This is a genomic window from Rhodosalinus sp., from assembly GCF_046542825.1.
Classification (GTDB): Bacteria; Pseudomonadota; Alphaproteobacteria; order Rhodobacterales; family Rhodobacteraceae; genus Rhodosalinus.
The window spans coordinates 1-17690 of sequence record NZ_JBKHAQ010000060.1; the positions used below are offsets into that span (position 1 = coordinate 1).

Below are 17690 nucleotides of genomic sequence, written 5' to 3' on the forward strand. Positions count from 1 at the left end.
GATCTTCACCGAGTTCGGCATGACCAAGGGCCGGATGCCGCCCGAGAAGAAGCGCCCCGAGGGCGCGAAGCCGCGGGTCAACATCCTCGGGCCGATGTATGGCGTGTTCAACATGCCCTCGGACCTGGCCGAGATCCGGCGGCTGATCGAGGGCATCGGCGCCGAGGTCAACATGGTGATGCCGCTGGGCAGCCACCTGGCCGAGATGCGCGACCTGGTGAACGCCGACGTCAACGTGGTGATGTACCGCGAGTTCGGCCGCGGCCTCGCGGAGGTGCTGGGCAAGCCGTATCTGCAGGCGCCCATCGGGGTCGAGAGCACGACGAAATTCCTGCGCAAGCTGGGCGAGCTTACGGGCCTCGATCCCGAGCCCTTCATCGAGAAGGAAAAGCACTCGACCATCAAGCCGGTCTGGGATCTCTGGCGCTCGGTCACGCAGGATTTCTTCGCTACGGCCAGTTTCGCGGTCGTGGCGAACGAGACCTACGCCCGCGGCATCCGCCAGTACCTTGAAAGCGACCTTGGCCTGCCCTGTGCCTTCGCCGTGGCGCGCATCGCGGGGCGCAAGACCAACAACGAGGAAGTGCGTGCGCTGATGGGGCGCGAGCGGCCGCTGATCGTGCTGGGCTCGATCAACGAGAAGATGTATCTCGCCGAGCTCAAGGCAGGGCACGGCCCGCAGCCGGCCTTCATCCCGGCGAGCTTTCCGGGCGCCGCGATCCGTCGCGCGACCGGCACGCCGATGATGGGTTACGCCGGCGCCACCTACCTGCTGCAGGAGGTCTGCAACGGCCTCTTCGATGCGCTTTTCCACATCCTGCCGCTGGGCACCGAGATGGACGCGGCCGACGCCACGCCCACCCGGCTGCGGCGCGACTTCCCCTGGGACGAGGACGCCCAGGCGGAACTCGACCGGATCGTGGCCACGCATCCGATCCTCACCCGCATCTCCGCCGCCAAGACGCTGCGCGACGCCGCCGAGCGCGCCGCGCTCGAGGCGGGCGCGGAGCGCGTGGTGCTGGAAACCGTGAAGGCCTTGTCGCCGGCCTCGACAGGCGACGCAAAGGAGGGCTGACCTTATGGCAGACATCACGTCCAACCCGCCCCCCCGGGTGCGCTCGGGCCGCCGCCGCGGCGCCGAGTTCCATGTCTATTTCGCGCTGATCTTCATCGTGGCGATCCCGTTCACGACAGTGCGCTGGACGCGCGACGTGATCCGCAACCGTTCGCTCAACATGCACGGGCCGCTCGCCCGCGCCTGGGCCGAGGCGGACCGGATCACGCCCCTGATCTTCTCGGCCTGAGCGACCGCTCTGACCGAGGCAAGCCCTGTCCCTTCGCGCAGGCGTGGGGCAGCCCGGAGGGACCGTTCCTGGCCCCGAAGGAACCCGGCCGCGGGGATCGCGGCGTCAGCATAACGTTCCGGAGGAAAGTTCATGGCTGATAAGAACGACCTGTCCTTCACAGGTCTCACAGACGAGCAGGCCCAGGAGCTGCACTCGGTCTACATGAGCGGCCTTTGGCTGTTCACGGCCGTTGCGGTGGTCGCGCACATCGCGACCTTCATCTGGTTCCCCTGGTTCTGATCGGAGGACGACGAGATGGCAAAGTTCTACAAGATCTGGCTGATCTTCGACCCCCGCCGCGTGTTCGTGGCGCAGGGCGTCTTCCTGTTCCTGCTCGCGGTGATGATCCATCTCGTGCTGCTCAGCACGGATGGCTTCAACTGGTTCGAGATCGCCGCGGCCAAGTACGACCGCGGCGACTGAGAGCCCATCGCACTGCCATTGGCCGCGGGCGGTGCGTCCGCCCGCGGCGATCCGACGACACAACACTGACGGCTGAGGGTCGCAACCGGAAGGCCGCCAAACGCGGAGTAAGAGAATGGCTTTGCTCAGTTTTGAGAGAAAGTACCGCGTCCGCGGAGGGACGCTGATCGGCGGCGATCTGTTCGATTTCTGGGTCGGCCCGTTCTATGTGGGTTTTTTCGGCGTCACGACGATCTTTTTCGCCGTGCTCGGAACGATCCTGATCTTCTGGGGCGCCGCCAACCAGGGGACCTGGAACCCCTGGCTCATCAATATCGCGCCGCCTGACCTGAGTTACGGTCTGGGCATGGCGCCGCTCATGGAAGGGGGGCTGTGGCAGATCATCACGATCTGCGCGATCGGCGCCTTCGTGTCATGGGCCCTGCGCGAGGTCGAGATCTGCCGCAAGCTCGGCATGGGCTATCACGTGCCCTTCGCCTTCGGCGTCGCGATCTTCGCCTATGTCACGCTGGTCGTGTTCCGGCCGGTCCTGATGGGCGCCTGGGGGCACGGGTTTCCCTACGGCATCTTCAGCCACCTCGACTGGGTGTCGAACGTCGGCTACGCCTACCTGCACTTCCACTACAACCCGGCGCACATGCTGGCGGTGACCTTCTTCTTCACCACCACGCTGGCACTGGCGCTGCACGGTGGCCTGATCCTGTCGGCGGCCAATCCCGAGAAGGGCGAGGAAGCGAAGACACCGGACCACGAGGACACCTTCTTTCGGGATTTCATCGGCTATTCGGTGGGCACGCTGGGCATCCACCGGCTGGGCCTGCTGCTGGCGCTGAACGCGGGCTTCTGGTCGGCGGTCTGCATCATCATCTCGGGGCCCGTCTGGACCAAGGGCTGGCCCGAATGGTGGAACTGGTGGCTCGAACTGCCGATCTGGCCGTCTCAGGTGGGGATGTGACTCATGGCTGAATATCAGAACATTTTCACCCAGGTTCAGGTCCGCGGCCTGCCGGAGATGGGGATGGACGACTCGGGCGAGATGGCGGCCGAGCGCACGGGGCCCGGGGGCTTTTCCAACCTCCTGGGTTGGCTCGGGAACGCGCAGCTCGGACCCATCTACCTGGGCTACGCGGGCGTCATCTCGATCGTGACGGGCACCCTGTGGCTCAACATCATCGGGTTCAACATGCTGGCGCAGGTCGGCTGGTCGATCCCCGAGTTCCTGCGCCAGCTCTTCTGGCTGGCGCTCGAGCCGCCGAGCCCCGAATACGGGCTCTCGTTCCCGCCGCTGAACGAGGGCGGCTGGTACCTGATCTCGTCGTTCTTCCTGCTGGTCTCGGTGCTGGCCTGGTGGCTTCGGTCCTGGCAACTGGCGGCCGAACACAAGATGGGCAAGCACATCTTCTGGGCCTTCGGCTCGGCCATCTGGCTCTTCCTCGTGCTTGGCCTTTTCCGGCCGGTCCTGATGGGATCGTGGTCCGAGGCGGTGCCCTACGGCATCTTCCCGCACCTCGACTGGACCACCGCCTTCTCGATCCGCTACGGCAACCTCTACTACAACCCGTTCCACGCGCTTTCGATCGTGTTCCTCTACGGCTCCGTGCTGCTCTTCGCGATGCACGGCGGCACGATCCTGGCCGTCAGCCGCTTCGGCGGGGACCGGGAGCTGGAGCAGATCTACGACCGCGGCACGGCCTCCGAACGGGCGGCGCTGTTCTGGCGCTGGACGATGGGCTTCAACGCCACGATGGAGGGGATTCACCGCTGGGCCTGGTGGTTCGCCGTGCTGACGCCGATCACCGGCGGCATCGGGATCCTTCTGACCGGCACCGTCGTGGACAACTGGTTCATCTGGGCGCAGGAGCACAACTTCGCTCCGCTCTACGACGGCTCCTACGGCTACGAGGCCTACGGCTCGTACGAGGCCTTCATCGGACAGGAGAACTGACATGCTGCCGCAATGGTTCAACAAGTGGAACGCCGAGAACCCGACCAACATCTTCGGTCCGGCGTTCCTGCTGGGTGGGATCGGCGGGGCGGTCGTGGTCGCGGCGCTGCTGGTGACATGGGGACAGCCCTATGCCACCGACAGCATGCAGACCGGCCCGCGGGGCACCGGCATGTCGGTTCCCGAATTCGAGTTCGACCTCGCCGAAGGCGATCCGGCGATCGCCGGATTTCTGGAGACGACCTCGGACCCGATCCCGCCGCAGGGCGGGGAAGAGACCGCAGGGGAGGCGCGTGAGAACGTGCCTCCCGGGCTGGAGGATCTGACGGTCGAGAACTACGACCGCCTGCTGACGGCGATGCGGGCCTGGACCGGGATCCCGGACCTGTTCGACGACCCGGACAACTATCAGACGGCCGTCGGGCACACGATGGTCAGCATGACGCAGAGCATCAACGAAGACTGGGATGCCCATGTCAACGCCAACAAGGAAGTGGGCGTGACCTGCTACACCTGCCATCGCGGGCAGCCGGTGCCGGACAACATCTGGTTCCGCGCGACGCCCACGGTGGAGACGATGGAGGGCTGGTCGGCCAACCAGAACCGGGTGACGCCGGTAAGCCAGTTCACCTCGCTGCCGTCCGACGCGCTCGAGGAGTATCTGGTCAACTACGGCGTCATTGCGGTGCACGATCTGGAAAGCCGCGTGGACAACGAAATCCCCGGCGATCCGCTGATCCAGCACACCGAGCGGACCTATTCGCTGATGAACTACATCAGCAACGCGCTCGGGGCCAACTGCCTGCTGTGCCACAACAGCCGCGCCTTCTATTCCGCGGCGGGCGAGGTGACGCCGCAGTGGAGCACCGCGAACCTGGGTATCCAGATGGTTCTGGAGCTCAACAACGACTGGCTCATCCCGCTCGAGGGTCTCTATCCCGCCGAACGCCTGGGTCCGGTCCATGCCGATGCGCCCAAGGTGGCCTGCAAGACCTGCCACCAGGGCTATCAGCAGCCGCTGCAGGGCACCAACGCGATCGGTGACTGGCCCGAACTCGCCACCACGGGCGAGCCTGTCTACAGCGACGCCGCCGACCAGGCCTCGCTTTCCGAATAGGGGTTGGGCGGCCCGGCGCCGCCCGCCTCTCGCCCCGTTCGGGCCGGCATTTCCCGCCGGTCCGGGCGTCGGGGTCCCAGACCCCGGTTCCCTTCCTGTTGGCGACAGGAGCCGGCGCCGCGCCCGTTGCTTGCATCACCAGGGCGCGGCGCCAACCCCACTCCGGTGAGCAGAGGCCCCGGAGACCACGAGGGAGGAGACAGCCATGACCCAGCCCGATACACCGCTACTGGACCGCGTCGCCGGCCCCGCCGACCTGCGCGGGATGAGCGACCGGGAGCTTGCGCAGCTTGCGGACGAATTGCGCGCCGAGGTGATCTCGGCGGTCTCCCAGACCGGCGGGCACCTGGGGTCGTCCCTCGGTGTCGTCGAACTGACCGTCGCGCTGCACGCGGTGTTCAACACGCCCATGGACAAGCTGGTCTGGGACGTGGGCCATCAGTGCTATGGCCACAAGATCCTGACCGGCCGGCGCGCCCGCATCCGCACGCTGCGCCAGAAGGGCGGGCTTTCGGGCTTCACCAAGCGCGCGGAAAGCGATTTCGACCCCTTCGGCGCCGCCCATTCCTCGACCTCGATCTCCTCCGCCCTTGGCTTCGCCGTGGGCCGCGACATGGGCCAGCCCACGGGCGATGCCATCGCGGTCATCGGCGACGGCGCGATCAGCGCCGGCATGGCCTACGAGGCGCTGAACAACGCGGGCCACGAGGGCCGCCGCCTCTTCGTGATCCTCAACGACAACGAGATGTCGATCGCGCCCCCCGTCGGCGCCATGTCGCAATATCTGTCCCGCCTCTACGCCAACGAGCCGCTGGCGCGGATGCGCTCGCTGGCCGAGGGCTTCGAGGCCGCGCTGCCCGAGCCGATGCGCGAGGGCGCCAGGCGCGCCCGCCAGCTGGTGACCGGCGTGACAGGGCAGGGCACCCTCTTCGAGGAGCTTGGCTTCGAATACATCGGCCCCATCGACGGGCACGACATGGCCCAGCTCCTGCCGGTGCTGCGCGCCGCGCGCGCACGGGCGACGGGGCCGGTGCTGATCCATTGCTGCACGGTCAAGGGCAAGGGCTACGCCCCCGCCGAGAACTCGGCCGACAAGTATCACGGCGTGTCGAAGTTCGACGTGGCGACCGGCACGCAGGCGAAATCGACGCCCTCGGCGCCCGCCTACACCACCGTCTTCGGCGATGCGCTGACCGAGGCCGCGGCCCGCGACCCGCGTATCGTGGCGATCACCGCCGCCATGCCCTCGGGCACCGGGGTGGACCGCATGGCCAAGCGCTTCCCCAACCGCGTATTCGACGTGGGCATCGCCGAGCAGCACGGGGTGACCTTCGCCGCCGGCATGGCGGCCGCGGGCCTGCGCCCCTTCTGCGCGATCTATTCGACCTTCCTGCAGCGCGGCTACGACCAGGTGGTGCACGACGTGGCGCTGCAGGGGCTGCCCGTGCGCTTCGCCATCGACCGCGCGGGGCTGGTGGGGGCGGATGGCGCGACCCACGCGGGCGCCTTCGACATCGGCTATCTGGGTGCGCTGCCGGGCATGACGCTGATGGCCGCGGCCGACGAGGCAGAGCTGGTGCACATGGTTGCCACCGCGGCGGAGTTCGACGAGGGGCCCATCGCCTTCCGCTATCCGCGCGGCAACGGCACTGGTGTCGAGGTGCCCGAGCGAGGCGAGGTGCTGGAGATCGGCAAGGGCCGGGTCGTGCGCGAAGGGACCGACCTTGCCGTGTTCTCCTATGGCGCGCATCTGGCCGAGGCGCTGGCCGCGGCCGAGGCGCTGGAGACAGAGGGTATCAGCGTCACCGTCGCCGACGCGCGCTTTGCCAAGCCGCTCGACGAGGAACTGCTGATGCAGCTCGCGCGCCATCACCGGGGGCTCGTGACGCTGGAACAGGGCGCGATGGGCGGCTTCGGCGCCTTCGTCATGCACGCGCTCGCGCGGCTTGGCGCCTTCGACCGGGGCTTGGCCCTGCGCAACATCTGCCTGCCCGACCGCTACATCGATCAGGCGAGCCCCGCGGAGATGTATGCCGCGGCCGGGATGAGCGCGGCCGACATTGCCGCCACCCTGCGCGAGATCGCGGGCGCGCGGGAAGGCCGGGTGCTGCCCTTCACCGCGGCGGGCTGAGCCGCGCAGGAACATTGCAAGCGGTCGCGCCCGATGGCACCGTGACAGGGTCACGGTGTGGGTAGAGGGTGCGATGATGACGCGATGGATTGCGGTGCTGGCCCTTGCCGGGCTGGCAGCCCCGGCATGGGCGCAACAGCAGATCGGGGCCTATTACGCCCAGATCGGGCGCGAGGACATGTTCAACTCGAGCGGTGTGCGCCTTGGGGACCTGGGCGCGATCCTGCAGCAGGACCGCGCCAACTATCATCGCTTCGGCATCCGCCATGCGGGCGACGATTCGGACCGGGTCTTTGCCGACCCGGCCACGCGGGCGCAGATCCCCGCGCTCTATGCCCGCGGCCCGCGCGAGCCGCTGATCGAGCGGATCGTGCTGCAGGGCAACACCCTGGGCATCCTTGTGGTGGTCTGCGGGCGCGGCGGGCGGCCCGACTATCTGGTGATCAACTTCGCGGATGGCGACAGCTACAGAGGCTGCTGAGCACACTCCGGGCAAAGGCACTCAATGCGAATGCCGCGCCCCGGGTGGGGACGCGGCGCCCGCGAAGAGGGACCGGTCAGGGACCGATGAGCGCGCGGCTCAGGCCACCGCGTGGGCGATGGCGCACTGCTTCCACAGCACGGTGAGCGCGTTGATCAGGTGGTCGATGTCCGCGTCCGTGTGCCAGGGCGAGGGGGTGAAGCGCAGCCGCTCGGTGCCCTTGGGCACGGTGGGATAGTTGATCGGCTGCACGTAGATCCCGTAGTCGCGCATCAGGATGTCGGCCAGCATCCGGCATTTCACCGGATCCTTGATCATCACCGGGATGATGTGGCTGGGGTTCTGCAGATGCGGAATGCCGGCGCGGTCGAGCCCGGCACGCAGCCGCGCCACGTTGCGCCGCTGCGCCTGCCGCTCGGCGTCCGATTCCTTGAGATAGGCGATCGAGGCCTGTGCCGCCGCGGCCACCGCCGGAGGCAGCGCGGTCGTGAAGATGAAGCCCGAGGCGAAGCTGCGCACGAAATCGCAGAGCGCGGCGGAGCCGGTGATGTAGCCGCCCACCACGCCATAGGCCTTGCCCAGCGTGCCCTCGATCAGCGTGATGCGGTCGGCCAGCCCTTCGCGTTCCGAGACGCCGCCGCCGCGCGGGCCGTAGAGACCCACGGCATGCACCTCGTCGAGATAGGTCATGGCGCCGTGCTTTTCGGCGACCTCGACGATCTCCTTCATCGGGCAGATGTCGCCGTCCATCGAGTAGACCGACTCGAAGGCCACGATCTTCGGTGCGTTCGCGGGCAGCGCGGAGAGCTTCGCGTCGAGATCCTCGGGGTCGTTGTGTCTCCAGATGACCTTTTTCGCGCGGGAGTGGCGGATGCCCTCGATCATGCTGGCGTGGTTGAGTTCGTCCGAGAGGATCACGGCGTCCGGCAGGCGGCTGCCCAGCGTGGACAGCGCCGCCCAGTTCGAGACGTAGCCCGAGGTGAAGAGCAGCGCCGCCTCCTTGCCGTGCAGATCGGCAAGCTCGCGCTCCAGCGCCACGTGATGCGCGTTGGTGCCCGATATGTTGCGCGTGCCGCCGGCGCCTGCGCCGCAGCTCTCGATCACCTCCTTCATCCGCTCGGTGACGACAGGGTGCTGGCCCATGCCAAGGTAGTCGTTCGAGCACCAGACCGTGACCTCGGCGGGTGCATCGTCATCGTGGTTGCGCGCGCGCGGGAAGCGGCCGCATTGCCGCTCGAGGTTGGCGAAGCGGCGGTAGTTCCCCTCCTGCTTCAGGGCGTCGAGCTGGGTCTCGAACAGCGCATCAAAGTCCATGAGCGTCCTCCGGTCCGTAATTCGTTGTCTTGGGCGCGCGGCGACGCTCGGGGAGCATCCAGCGCCAGAGTTTCGCGTCCTGCCACGGGATCACCATGAGCCAGTGTTCCAGCAGGGCGAGAGCGGTGAGTGCGGCCAGCAGGGCAAAGCCCACGGTGGCCGCGGCCGTGTCGGCCGCGATCAGCCGCTCCACCCAGCAGGCGGTGGCGGCGGTCAGAAGCGAGACCGAAAGCGGGAAGAGCCGGTTGATCCGCCCGGTGCGGAAATGGCTCGGCAGGTGGGAAAGCGCGTCGGGGATGAACTCCAGGTTTATCTTCGGCACGCCGTAGAACAGGTTCAGCTTGGCCGAGATCCGCGCGCCGAAGAGCACGCCGAAGGTCCACAGGCCGAAGAGATTGGCCTGGCCCCAGCCCCAGAGCGCCAGCGCGATCAGCAGGCCCGCCAGCAGCATCTCGTGGTAGGCCACGGTGCCCCAGGCGCGCAGGAAGCGTTCCCCCTCGCCCACGCCCGGCGGGCAGGGGCGCGCCGCAGGCCCGGTGATCTGACCGGTCAGGAAGGCAAGCTCGACCCAGCCCCAGATCGCCAGCGCCGAGAGGAAGGCGCCATAGACCGCGGCAGGGTCGCTGCCGCCCAGCGTGGCGCCGTAACCCCAGAGGCCCGCGCCCAGCAACGGCAGTGACCAGAGGGTGGCCGCGGTGTTCGCCCGCGGCCCCCGCCGGTCGGCCAGACGGACAACGGCAAGGATCGCCCCGGTAAAGAACCACCAGGCAAAGAGCGCGATGAGCGCCGCGATCCAGGCCGAGGTCAGCATCAGTAAGCGGGCTCCAGGCGCGTGCTTTCGGGCACGCGGTGCTTCTTCGCCGGGATCGTGTAGAGCGCCGCGAAGGTCATCGCGGCACGCAGGCTGTTCGTCCACTGCTTGAGCTTGCCGCCGAGGCCGCCCTGCTTCTTGCCCTCCGCGATGGCGACGTTGGCGCGGTGCAGCCGCTCCAGATTGCGCTGCCAGCGCGGGTTCTCGATGTCCAGCGTGATCGGGAAGATCTGCTTGGACAGCTCGCTGGTCTTGGTGAAGACCTCATGCGCGTACCAGTCAGGGTCCACCCCGATGGCGGCGTGGAACGCCGGGCGCTGATGGTCACGGACATACATCGTGGCATAGACCGCCGTCAGGAAGAACTTGATCCACCAGACGTTTATCCCGCTGGTCAGCTTCGGGTCGGTCTTCATCAGCAGCGCGAAGGCCTCGCCGTGGCTGAACTCGTCGTTGCACCACTCTCGGAACCACTTGAAGATGGGGTGGAACCGCTTTTCGGGGTGCTTCTCGAAGTGCCGGTAGATCGTGATGTAGCGGGCGTAGCCGATCTTCTCGGAGAGATAGGTGGCGTAGTAGATGAACTTGGGCCGGAAGAAGGTGTATTTCTTCTTCTGCGTCAGGAAGCCCAGGTTCACCGCCACGCCCGCCTCGCGCAGCGCGTCGTTGATGAAGCCGGCGTGCCGCGCCTCGTCCCGCGCCATCAGCTGGAAGAGCTGCGTGATGTCCTTGTTGTGGCCGCGCCGCTTCATCTCCTTGTAGAGCACGCAGCCCGAGAACTCGGCGGTGCAGGAGCTGATGAGGAAGTCGATGAACTCCTTCTTCAGCTTGGGGTCCATGCCTTCCCAGTCGACGTGATCCCAGGACTCGTCCTTCTTGAAGTGGCCCTTGTTCGGGTCCGCCTCCATCTGGGCGATGAGCCTGTCCCAGTCCGCCCGCACGGGCGTGACGTCGATCGCGTCGAGTTCGTCGAAATCGGTGGTGTAGAAGCGCGGGGTCAGCAGCGTGTTCTGCATCGCCACGTCGGTGGCGGACTTGCTGTCGAACCTGGCCTGTTCCTCCTGGATCGCCAGTCCCTCCTCAACGGTCGTGGCGTCGGCGGTATGGGTGGCGGTGACGGGCTTGATGGGGGCGTTCATAGCTCCACCTCCTCGGAGAACGAGAATTCGCAGAGCTCCATGACCTCGAAATCGCCGGTCAGGCGGGTCCAGAGCTGTTCGAGTTTCGAGGCGCGCACGATGATCGCCTCGCGATCCTCGGTCACGATCTCGCCGAAGGGGGCCATGATCTCCGGCCCCTGCACCTTCACCTCGTCGCCGGGATAGACCACGGCGCCGTTGTTGAAGCGCACATGCGCATGCAGGCTTTCGAACTTGTGGCTGATCTCGACGGTGCAGGGCGCCCGTTCGATCTCTCGCGTCAGAAGTCCCATGTCGGTTCCCTTTCGTTCACTGAGCCAGAAGCTTGGCGAAGGCCCTGGCGTTGTCCCGACCGAACCCCATCAGGTCGGCGCTCCACCCGGTGGAGGGGTCGGCGACGGAAAAGCGCCCGTTCTCGTGGCGCATCAGTTCGACGGGGCCGTCGATGGCCACGCCGTGCTTCGTGCGTTCGCGGTGGAGCACGCGATACACACCCGACACGAAGCCGCCCTCTTCGGGCGACAGGTCGGCGATCACGGTCCCGTCCTCGGCGCGCACGCTGGCGGCCCCCGACATGTCGCCGCCCAGGTAGAGCACGCGCACGTGGGTGACCGGGCTTTCGGGCGGGGTCGAGGTGACGGGACGGCCGGTCCAGACCGCGATCGAGACGATCACGAGGACGGCCATGACAAGCCCGAACATCGCGCGCACCAGCACGAGGGGAACGATCTTCTCCTCGGGTGTGTAGGTGCGTGGCGGGCGGGCGGTGGCGGACATCTCTGAGGTTCCTCCTTGCTTGGCGACGGGCGGTTATTCGGCGGGCACCGGGGCTGCGGCGCCTGCGGGCGCGGGCCGGTCCCCGGACCGTGCGGCCGCGGGCGGGGTCGCGGCGGGCGGGGTGGCGCGGGCCACCTGCGGCTGCGCCACGCGCGCCTCGGCCGCCTCTGCCAGCAGGCGCGCGATGCGCTCTGCCTCGGGGATGCAGCGCAGCGCGGGCTCGGGCTTTCTGAGATGCCAGGGCCGGACATGCGGCCAGAGTACGAGATAGCTGAACCGCGTCTCGCCCAGCAACTCCAGCGCGATGGTGCCGGTGCCCCGGCGGCGCAGGTCGAGATGCGCGTTGGCGACGTGGGTGTAGGGCAGGTTGAGCGTGACGGTCAGCGCCGCGCCCACCCGCATCGCCACGCGGCGGTTTGTGATCGTGTAGACCGTCGCGCGCGCCTGCACCCACGCGATCAGGGCAAGCAGCGCGCAGACGATCAGGCCCATGACGATGAAGGGGGTCGAGATCGCGACGGCCTGCGCGAAGGGCATCAGGTCGAGCGCGGCGACCAGGCGCCATGCCGCGAGGAAGACGAAATAGCCCATCACCCACTTCAGGCTCAGCGACTCGAGGGCCAGGGCCCACCAGTCGGGGCGGCCCTGCCAGAGGATCTCCTCGCCTTTCGGCGGCTCCTCGGGCAGGCCCTTCACGGGTTCGAATGCGAAATCGTCGTGCGGCATGGCGTCCGGTCCTTCGATGTCAGAGTTGCGGCTCGAGCCGCGCCTCGTCGGCGTAAAGCACGCCGCCGGCGTAGTAGGCGGCGATCTTGTCCTCTTCGAGCAGGGTCACCTGCCGTGGCGAGGCGTGGCGCGGCACGTTGGCGAAGTGCTTGGCATAGATCGTGCGGATCTTGACGTGGTCGCGCTTGATCACGGCCAGCGTCATCGGCACCAGGCGCTTGCCCTCGCCCCACTCGGGGTCGAGCTGGTATTCCAGAAAGCGCACGAGCTGTTCGGGCTCGTCGATCCACAGGTCCGTCACGGTGCCGACCACCACGTCGTCGCCCGACATCACCGGCAGGCCCCGCGGGTCGCGGCCGGCCGAGACATGGAAGTGCTCGGTCGCCGACATCGGGACGATCTTGGGGTGGCCCTTGCCGTCCAGTTCCGGCTGGTCGCGCCGGTTCACCCAGGAGGCCGGGCCGACACCGTCCACCAGCGGGTCGCCGGTGGGCACGAAGGGATAGCCGCGGACCGGCTGCGTCTGCTCCAGCGCGAGGTTCTCGCGCTCCAGCGTCTGCTGCGAGGGATAGGAAACCTCGCCGCGGCCGTGCGGCAGCTTGAAGGTCTTGTCCTTGGGCAGCGGGAAGACGCTGGGTGTGGGCGCGGGATTGCCGTCCTCGTCCTCCAGCGGATAGCCCTCGCGCATGTTCTCGCGCTGGAGATAGACGACGAGGCCGGCGAAGAAGATGTAGAACAGCCACAGCGAGAGACTCGCCAGGTCGAACTCTCCGAAGAACGTCTCAGTCATGGTCCTTTCCTTTCAAAAGGCAGGCGACGGTCATGTCGGCATCTCGGCGAGCCCGAAGCGGGCAGGTGCCGTCCCTTGGCCGACGGGTTTGGCGGCGTGTCTGACCAGCGGTCCGATGGCGATGAGCGTCACGAACAGAAGGCCGATCTCGATGTGGTAGACGAAGGAATAGCCGGTCGCGGGATCGTTCAGCGCCTCGCCCAGCCGGCCGGAAAGCGCAGCCTGGTTGACCAGGTCGCGCAGACCCCCGCCCAGCGCGATGGACAGACCCGCCGCGGTCGCCTGTGCCGCGCCCCAGGCGCCCAGCGCAAGGCCGCGGCCCGCGACGCCTTCGGCCGGCATGGTCATCGCGGCGGTCAGCGTGGCGACGGCGAACATGCCGCCGCCGAACCCGATCAGCGCGGCCCCGGCAAAGAAGATCGCGCCCGACTGCATCGGCGCGGCGAAAATGACCGTGGAAAAGGCGGCAACGCCCACCAGCACGCCCATCGCGGCCAAACGATAGGGGTTCGAGCCGCGCGCCAGCATCCGCGCCGCCAGCGCGAAGGCCAGAAGCGCGCCGCCCGCCCAGGTCGCGGTCAGCATCGTGGTGGCCGAGACCGACAGGCCCAGGATCTCGCCGCCGTAGGGCTCGAGCAGCACGTCCTGCATGTTGAAGGCCATGGTCCCGAGGAAGACCACCGCAAGCAGCCGCCCCGCCGTGCCGCCGGCGGCCAGGTCTGCCCAGGCATCGCGGAAGCGCGGGCGCGGTGCCTCGCGCTCTTCGCGGGTCATCGGGCGCACCTTCTCCTGCTTCCAGAGCGCGACGAGGTTCAGCAGGATGCCCGCCAGCGCCACGCCCTGCACCACGCGGACCAGCGTGAAGGGCGCGAAGTCGCGCAGCAGCCAGCCGACCACGATGGCCGAAACGCCCATGCCCAGCAGATACATGACATAAAGCAGCGCAACGACCCGCGGCCGCGTCTCCTCTGTCGCGCGGTCGGCGGCGAGCGCAAGGCCCGCGGTCTGCGTCATGTGCATGCCGAAACCGGCCATCAGGAAGGCCACAGCCGCCAGCACCTCGCCGGCCCATGAGGGGCCCACCGCCTGCTGCCCGCCCAGCACGAGGATCGCGAAGGGCATGACGGCAAGCCCGCCCATCTGCCAGAGCGAGCCGAACCAAAGGTAGGGCACCCGCTTCCAGCCCAGCGCGCTCCTGTGCGTGTCCGAGCGGAAGCCCAGCAGCGCCCGGAAGGGCGCGATCAGCACCGGCAGCGCGATCATCGAGGCCACGATCAGCGCCGGCACCGAAAGCTCGACGATCATCACGCGGTTCAGCGTGCCCAGCAGCATCACCATCGCCATGCCGACAGAGACCTGGAAAAGCGACAGCCGCAGAAGTTGCGGCAGCGGCAGGCCTTCGCTCGCCGCATCCGCGAAGGGCAGGATCTGCGTGGTGAACCGCGCAAGCGGCCGAAGGCGCCAGAAACTCATCGCGACACCTCCAGCGCCTGCGAGATGTAGAAGCCCTGCGCGACGCGCTCCAGCACCTTGAGCCGCGCCGGCGTGCCCGCGTCGCGCAGGGCGCGCGCGATCGCCTCGGGCGCATGCGGCACCATCGTGGGTGATCGGTCGGAGCGGGGGAAAAGCTTGCCGCTCTGCCACATCGCCATCAGAAGCGGCGTGCGCGGCGCCACGGTGAACACCACGCGCCCCTCGGCCCGCCGCGCCAGCCGGTCGAGCGCGCGGGCAAGATCCGGCAGCCGGTAATAGATCAGGCTGTCCATCGCCACGACATGGTCGAAGCGGCCATGCGCGGGGTCCAGCATGTCGCCGGACGTGAAATGCACGCGCCCCGGAAGGCCCGCGGGCAGCCGCGCCTCGGCGATCCTCACCAGGCTGGGCGAGATGTCCACCGCCACCACCTCGGCGCCGCGGGCGGCGAGTTCCGCGGTCATCTGTCCCGCGCCGCAGCCCGCGTCCAGCACCCGTGCGCCCCGCAGATCCTCGCCCAGACGGGACAGGATCTGCGCGCGCATCTTCTCCCGCCCCTGGCGCACCGTCTCGCGGATCCGCGAGACGGGCGCATCAGAGGTCAGCCGTTCCCAGGTCCGGGTCGCGGTCTTGTCGAAATAGGTCTCGACACGGGAGAGGGTGCTTTCGTAGCTCATCAGTCGAAGCCCAGCAGTTCGAAGATGTCGCGGTCCTCCAGCGGCTCGGGCGCCAGCGCCTCGGTACCGTTCCAGAGCGTCTCGGCCAGGCGCACGTATTCCTTGCGCGCCATCACGATGTCCTCCTCGTCGGGCATCTCGAAGAGCGTCTTCTTCTTCAGCCGCGAGCGGCGGATCGCGTCGAAGTCCGGCATGTGCGCGATGCGCTTGAAGCCGACCTCGCTGCAGTAGCGGTCGACCTCGTTCGTCTCCTTCGAGCGGTTGGCAACGCAGCCCGCCAGCCGCACCTTGTAGTTGTTCGCCTTGGCGCGCACCGCCGCGATGATCCGGTTCATCGCGTAGATCGAGTCGAAGTCGTTGGCGGTCACGATCACCGCCCGGTCGGCATGCTGCAAGGGCGCCGCGAAGCCGCCGCAAACCACGTCGCCGAGGACGTCGAAGATCACCACGTCGGTGTCCTCGAGCAGGTGATGCTGCTTGAGCAGTTTCACCGTCTGCCCCACGACATAGCCGCCGCAGCCGGTGCCCGCGGGCGGCCCGCCCGCCTCGACGCATTGCACGCCGTTGAAGCCTTCGGTCATGAAGTCCTCGGGCCGCAGCTCCTCGGCGTGGAAATCGACCTCCTTCAGGATGTCGATGACCGTCGGCTGCAGATGGCCCGTCAGCGTGAAGGTCGAATCGTGCTTGGGATCGCAGCCGATCTGCAGCACCCGCTTGCCCAGCGTCGAGAAGGCGACGGACAGGTTCGACGAGGTGGTGGATTTCCCGATGCCGCCCTTGCCGTAGACCGAGAACACCTTCGCCCCCTCGATCTTCATCGAGGGATCCTGGTGCACCTGGAGCGAGCCCTCGCCGTCCTCGCCCTTTTTGATTCGCGGCGGCGCGCCCAGGCCGCGTTTCCGCAGTCCCTCCTGCTCGCGGGCGTTGGCCCTCGCGGCCGGCGGCAGCTTGCTGTCAAGCGGACTCATGCGCGTCTCCCTTTCCTGTCTGTCGCGACGCGTCCCTGTCCCGCGCCGTCTCGGTCCTTCCTCTTGCCGGAAATACCCCGGGGGGTGAGGCCCGCGAGGGCCGAGGGGGGCAGCGCCCCCCTGGCGGCCTCGACGTATGCGCGCCCCAGGGTCATTCCGCCGCGATCCCTTCCATCCGGTCTTCCAGCGCGTCGGCCGCATCCTGAAGCGCCGCCAGCGTCGCGGCGTCCGGCGTCCAGTAGGCGCGGTCCGAGGCTTCCAGAAGGCGGTTCGCCATCCGGCTCGAGGCCTGCGGGTTCAGTTCGGCGAGGCGCTGGCGCATCTCCGCGTCCAGCACGAAGGTCTCGGAAATCCGCTGATAGACCCAGGGCTCGACCGCGCCGGTGGTGGCGGACCAGCCCAGCGTGTTGGTCACCTGCGCCTCGATCTGGCGCACGCCTTCCGAGCCGTGGCACAGCAGCGCCTCGTAGAATTTCGGGTTGAGCGAGCGCGACCGCGTCTCGAGCGAGACCTGGTCGGCCAGCGTGCGCACCTTGCCGGTGCCGCGCGTGGTGTCGGAGATGTAGACCGCTGCCTCCTGCCCGCCGCGGGCGCGCTTCACCGCGCGGCTGATGCCGCCAAGCGTGTCGAAGTAGTGATCCACGGTGGTGACGCCCAGCTCGACCGATTCGAGGTTCTGATAGGCAAGCTCGACGGTCTTCAGCGCCTCGCCCAGAAGCTGCCCCTGCGGCGCGGCCTTGCCGTCGCGCCCGTAGGCAAAGCTCTTGCGGGTCTGGTAGGCGTCGGCCAGCTCGTCCTCGTCGCCGAAGGCGGAACTGTCCACCAGCTGGTTGACGTTCGAGCCATAGGCGCCCTCCGCGTTCGAGAAGACGCGCAGCGCGGCCGTTTCCATGTCGCAGCCGATGCGCTCGGCATAGGCCAGGGCATGGGCGCGGACGAAGTTCTGCTCCACCGGCTCGTCGGCGGTCGCCGCCTTCCAGGCGGCCTCTGCCAGCATCCGCGTCTGCAGCGGCAGCAGGTCCCGGAAGATGCCCGACAGCGTCATGATCACGTCGATGCGCGGCCGGCCCAGCTCTTCCAGCGGGATCAGGTCCGCGCCCGCGAGCCGGCCGAAGCTGTCGAAACGCGGCCGCGCGCCGATCAGCGCCAGCGCCTGTGCGATGGGGCCGCCGTCGGACTTGATGTTGTCCGACCCCCAGAGCACCACCGCGATGCTCTTGGGCAGTTCGTTGTGCGTGGCCAGCAGCAGCTCCGCCTGCTTCGCGCCCTCGCGGCAGGCGAATTCCGTGGGCATCCGGAAGGGATCGAAGGCGTGGATGTTCCGCCCCGTCGGCAGCACGTCCGTCGAGCGGATCAGGTCGCCGCCCGGCACCGGCGGCGTATAGCGGCCCTCGAGCGCATGCAGGATCGCCGGGATCTCGTGATCGCCGGACAGCAGTTCCGCAACCCGCGCCTTCGTCTCGTCGTCCGCCCCCTCGATCAGCGAGAGATACTCGGCCTTCGCCGTCTCGCTCATCGGCCGGCCCAGCACATGCAGCCCCTCGGGGATCAGCGCGTCCTCGGTCTCCAGCA

20 protein-coding genes are annotated in these 17690 nt (G+C 68.0%); 9 read left to right on the top strand and 11 right to left on the bottom strand.

Annotation, left to right across the window (positions count from 1 at the left end):
• The 9 genes from bchZ to ACLFOB_RS09270 form a co-directional block, all read left to right on the top strand.
• Positions 1-1075: chlorophyllide a reductase subunit Z (gene bchZ / locus ACLFOB_RS09230; RefSeq protein ID WP_410925908.1), on the top strand; the 1075-nt coding region annotated here is incomplete at its 5' end.
• Positions 1076-1079: 4 nt separating this feature from the next.
• Positions 1080-1304: a cytochrome PufQ gene (pufQ, locus tag ACLFOB_RS09235; protein ID WP_410916319.1), complete on the top strand. Its 225-nt coding sequence runs from the start codon at positions 1080-1082 to the stop codon at positions 1302-1304.
• A 132-nt stretch (positions 1305-1436) separates the two neighbouring features.
• Positions 1437-1586, top strand: a complete 150-nt coding sequence (gene pufB / locus ACLFOB_RS09240) for a light-harvesting antenna LH1, beta subunit (protein ID WP_410916318.1) — start codon at positions 1437-1439, stop codon at positions 1584-1586.
• A gap of 15 nt (positions 1587-1601) precedes the next feature.
• Positions 1602-1769 carry a light-harvesting antenna LH1, alpha subunit gene (pufA, locus tag ACLFOB_RS09245; protein WP_410916317.1) on the top strand — a complete coding sequence of 56 codons (168 nt, stop codon included), beginning with the start codon at positions 1602-1604 and terminating at the stop codon, positions 1767-1769.
• A gap of 115 nt (positions 1770-1884) precedes the next feature.
• Entirely contained in the window at positions 1885-2724 is an 840-nt protein-coding gene (gene pufL / locus ACLFOB_RS09250; RefSeq protein ID WP_410916316.1) for a photosynthetic reaction center subunit L, read from the top strand.
• Positions 2725-2727: 3 nt separating this feature from the next.
• Positions 2728-3714 (top strand): photosynthetic reaction center subunit M, encoded by a 987-nt coding sequence (gene pufM, locus ACLFOB_RS09255; protein ID WP_410916315.1) that lies wholly within the window; start codon positions 2728-2730, stop codon positions 3712-3714.
• A 1-nt stretch (position 3715) separates the two neighbouring features.
• Positions 3716-4831: a photosynthetic reaction center cytochrome PufC gene (gene pufC, locus ACLFOB_RS09260; RefSeq protein WP_410925909.1), complete on the top strand. Its 1116-nt coding sequence runs from the start codon at positions 3716-3718 to the stop codon at positions 4829-4831.
• Between the two features lie 205 nt (positions 4832-5036).
• Positions 5037-6962, top strand: coding sequence for a 1-deoxy-D-xylulose-5-phosphate synthase (dxs, locus tag ACLFOB_RS09265; protein ID WP_410925910.1), 1926 nt, complete (start codon positions 5037-5039; stop codon positions 6960-6962).
• 76 nt (positions 6963-7038) lie between these two features.
• The gene (locus ACLFOB_RS09270; protein WP_410916312.1) at positions 7039-7443 is read left to right on the top strand and encodes a hypothetical protein; all 405 of its coding nucleotides are present in this window, start codon (positions 7039-7041) and stop codon (positions 7441-7443) included.
• 99 nt (positions 7444-7542) lie between these two features.
• Here the strand turns inward: ACLFOB_RS09270 and hemA are convergent, their stop codons facing one another.
• From hemA to ACLFOB_RS09325, 11 genes are all read right to left on the bottom strand, one after another.
• Positions 7543-8757: a 5-aminolevulinate synthase gene (hemA, locus tag ACLFOB_RS09275; RefSeq protein ID WP_410916311.1), complete on the bottom strand. Its 1215-nt coding sequence runs from the start codon at positions 8755-8757 to the stop codon at positions 7543-7545.
• A complete protein-coding gene (gene puhE / locus ACLFOB_RS09280; RefSeq protein WP_410916310.1) occupies positions 8747-9568 on the bottom strand; it encodes a putative photosynthetic complex assembly protein PuhE in 822 nt (273 codons plus the stop codon). Before puhE ends, hemA begins: the two co-directional genes overlap by 11 nt.
• On the bottom strand, positions 9568-10707 hold the full coding sequence (gene acsF / locus ACLFOB_RS09285; protein WP_410916309.1) for a magnesium-protoporphyrin IX monomethyl ester (oxidative) cyclase: 1140 nt from the start codon (positions 10705-10707) through the stop codon (positions 9568-9570). The genes puhE and acsF overlap by 1 nt, the downstream gene beginning before the upstream one ends.
• A complete protein-coding gene (locus ACLFOB_RS09290) occupies positions 10704-11000 on the bottom strand; it encodes a hypothetical protein (RefSeq protein ID WP_410916308.1) in 297 nt (98 codons plus the stop codon). The genes acsF and ACLFOB_RS09290 overlap by 4 nt, the downstream gene beginning before the upstream one ends.
• 16 nt (positions 11001-11016) lie before the next feature.
• Positions 11017-11484, bottom strand: coding sequence for a photosynthetic complex assembly protein PuhC (gene puhC / locus ACLFOB_RS09295; protein WP_410916307.1), 468 nt, complete (start codon positions 11482-11484; stop codon positions 11017-11019).
• A 33-nt stretch (positions 11485-11517) separates the two neighbouring features.
• The gene (gene puhB / locus ACLFOB_RS09300; RefSeq protein WP_410925911.1) at positions 11518-12210 is read right to left on the bottom strand and encodes a photosynthetic complex putative assembly protein PuhB; all 693 of its coding nucleotides are present in this window, start codon (positions 12208-12210) and stop codon (positions 11518-11520) included.
• A 19-nt stretch (positions 12211-12229) separates the two neighbouring features.
• The gene (gene puhA, locus ACLFOB_RS09305; RefSeq protein ID WP_410925912.1) at positions 12230-13000 is read right to left on the bottom strand and encodes a photosynthetic reaction center subunit H; all 771 of its coding nucleotides are present in this window, start codon (positions 12998-13000) and stop codon (positions 12230-12232) included.
• Between the two features lie 30 nt (positions 13001-13030).
• Positions 13031-14473 carry a PucC family protein gene (locus ACLFOB_RS09310; RefSeq protein WP_410925913.1) on the bottom strand — a complete coding sequence of 481 codons (1443 nt, stop codon included), beginning with the start codon at positions 14471-14473 and terminating at the stop codon, positions 13031-13033.
• Positions 14470-15150: a magnesium protoporphyrin IX methyltransferase gene (bchM, locus tag ACLFOB_RS09315; protein ID WP_410917657.1), complete on the bottom strand. Its 681-nt coding sequence runs from the start codon at positions 15148-15150 to the stop codon at positions 14470-14472. Before bchM ends, ACLFOB_RS09310 begins: the two co-directional genes overlap by 4 nt.
• On the bottom strand, positions 15150-15968 hold the full coding sequence (gene bchL / locus ACLFOB_RS09320; RefSeq protein ID WP_410917660.1) for a ferredoxin:protochlorophyllide reductase (ATP-dependent) iron-sulfur ATP-binding protein: 819 nt from the start codon (positions 15966-15968) through the stop codon (positions 15150-15152). The genes bchM and bchL overlap by 1 nt, the downstream gene beginning before the upstream one ends.
• Before the next feature lie 301 nt (positions 15969-16269).
• A partial coding sequence (locus ACLFOB_RS09325) for a cobaltochelatase subunit CobN (protein WP_410925914.1) occupies positions 16270-17690 on the bottom strand: 1421 nt, incomplete at its 5' end.

What these genes read in the sequence shown, in the direction of transcription:
- pufQ (WP_410916319.1), top strand. Translation starts at nt 1,080, where the DNA reads ATGGCAGACATCACGTCCAACCCGCCCCCCCGGGTGCGCTCGGGCCGC.
- pufB (WP_410916318.1), top strand. Translation starts at nt 1,437, where the DNA reads ATGGCTGATAAGAACGACCTGTCCTTCACAGGTCTCACAGACGAGCAG.
- pufA (WP_410916317.1), top strand. Translation starts at nt 1,602, where the DNA reads ATGGCAAAGTTCTACAAGATCTGGCTGATCTTCGACCCCCGCCGCGTG.
- pufL (WP_410916316.1), top strand. Translation starts at nt 1,885, where the DNA reads ATGGCTTTGCTCAGTTTTGAGAGAAAGTACCGCGTCCGCGGAGGGACG.
- pufM (WP_410916315.1), top strand. Translation starts at nt 2,728, where the DNA reads ATGGCTGAATATCAGAACATTTTCACCCAGGTTCAGGTCCGCGGCCTG.
- pufC (WP_410925909.1), top strand. Translation starts at nt 3,716, where the DNA reads ATGCTGCCGCAATGGTTCAACAAGTGGAACGCCGAGAACCCGACCAAC.
- dxs (WP_410925910.1), top strand. Translation starts at nt 5,037, where the DNA reads ATGACCCAGCCCGATACACCGCTACTGGACCGCGTCGCCGGCCCCGCC.
- ACLFOB_RS09270 (WP_410916312.1), top strand. Translation starts at nt 7,039, where the DNA reads ATGACGCGATGGATTGCGGTGCTGGCCCTTGCCGGGCTGGCAGCCCCG.
- hemA (WP_410916311.1), bottom strand. Translation starts at nt 8,757, where the DNA reads ATGGACTTTGATGCGCTGTTCGAGACCCAGCTCGACGCCCTGAAGCAG.
- puhE (WP_410916310.1), bottom strand. Translation starts at nt 9,568, where the DNA reads ATGCTGACCTCGGCCTGGATCGCGGCGCTCATCGCGCTCTTTGCCTGG.
- acsF (WP_410916309.1), bottom strand. Translation starts at nt 10,707, where the DNA reads ATGAACGCCCCCATCAAGCCCGTCACCGCCACCCATACCGCCGACGCC.
- ACLFOB_RS09290 (WP_410916308.1), bottom strand. Translation starts at nt 11,000, where the DNA reads ATGGGACTTCTGACGCGAGAGATCGAACGGGCGCCCTGCACCGTCGAG.
- puhC (WP_410916307.1), bottom strand. Translation starts at nt 11,484, where the DNA reads ATGTCCGCCACCGCCCGCCCGCCACGCACCTACACACCCGAGGAGAAG.
- puhB (WP_410925911.1), bottom strand. Translation starts at nt 12,210, where the DNA reads ATGCCGCACGACGATTTCGCATTCGAACCCGTGAAGGGCCTGCCCGAG.
- puhA (WP_410925912.1), bottom strand. Translation starts at nt 13,000, where the DNA reads ATGACTGAGACGTTCTTCGGAGAGTTCGACCTGGCGAGTCTCTCGCTG.
- ACLFOB_RS09310 (WP_410925913.1), bottom strand. Translation starts at nt 14,473, where the DNA reads ATGAGTTTCTGGCGCCTTCGGCCGCTTGCGCGGTTCACCACGCAGATC.
- bchM (WP_410917657.1), bottom strand. Translation starts at nt 15,150, where the DNA reads ATGAGCTACGAAAGCACCCTCTCCCGTGTCGAGACCTATTTCGACAAG.
- bchL (WP_410917660.1), bottom strand. Translation starts at nt 15,968, where the DNA reads ATGAAGATCGAGGGGGCGAAGGTGTTCTCGGTCTACGGCAAGGGCGGC.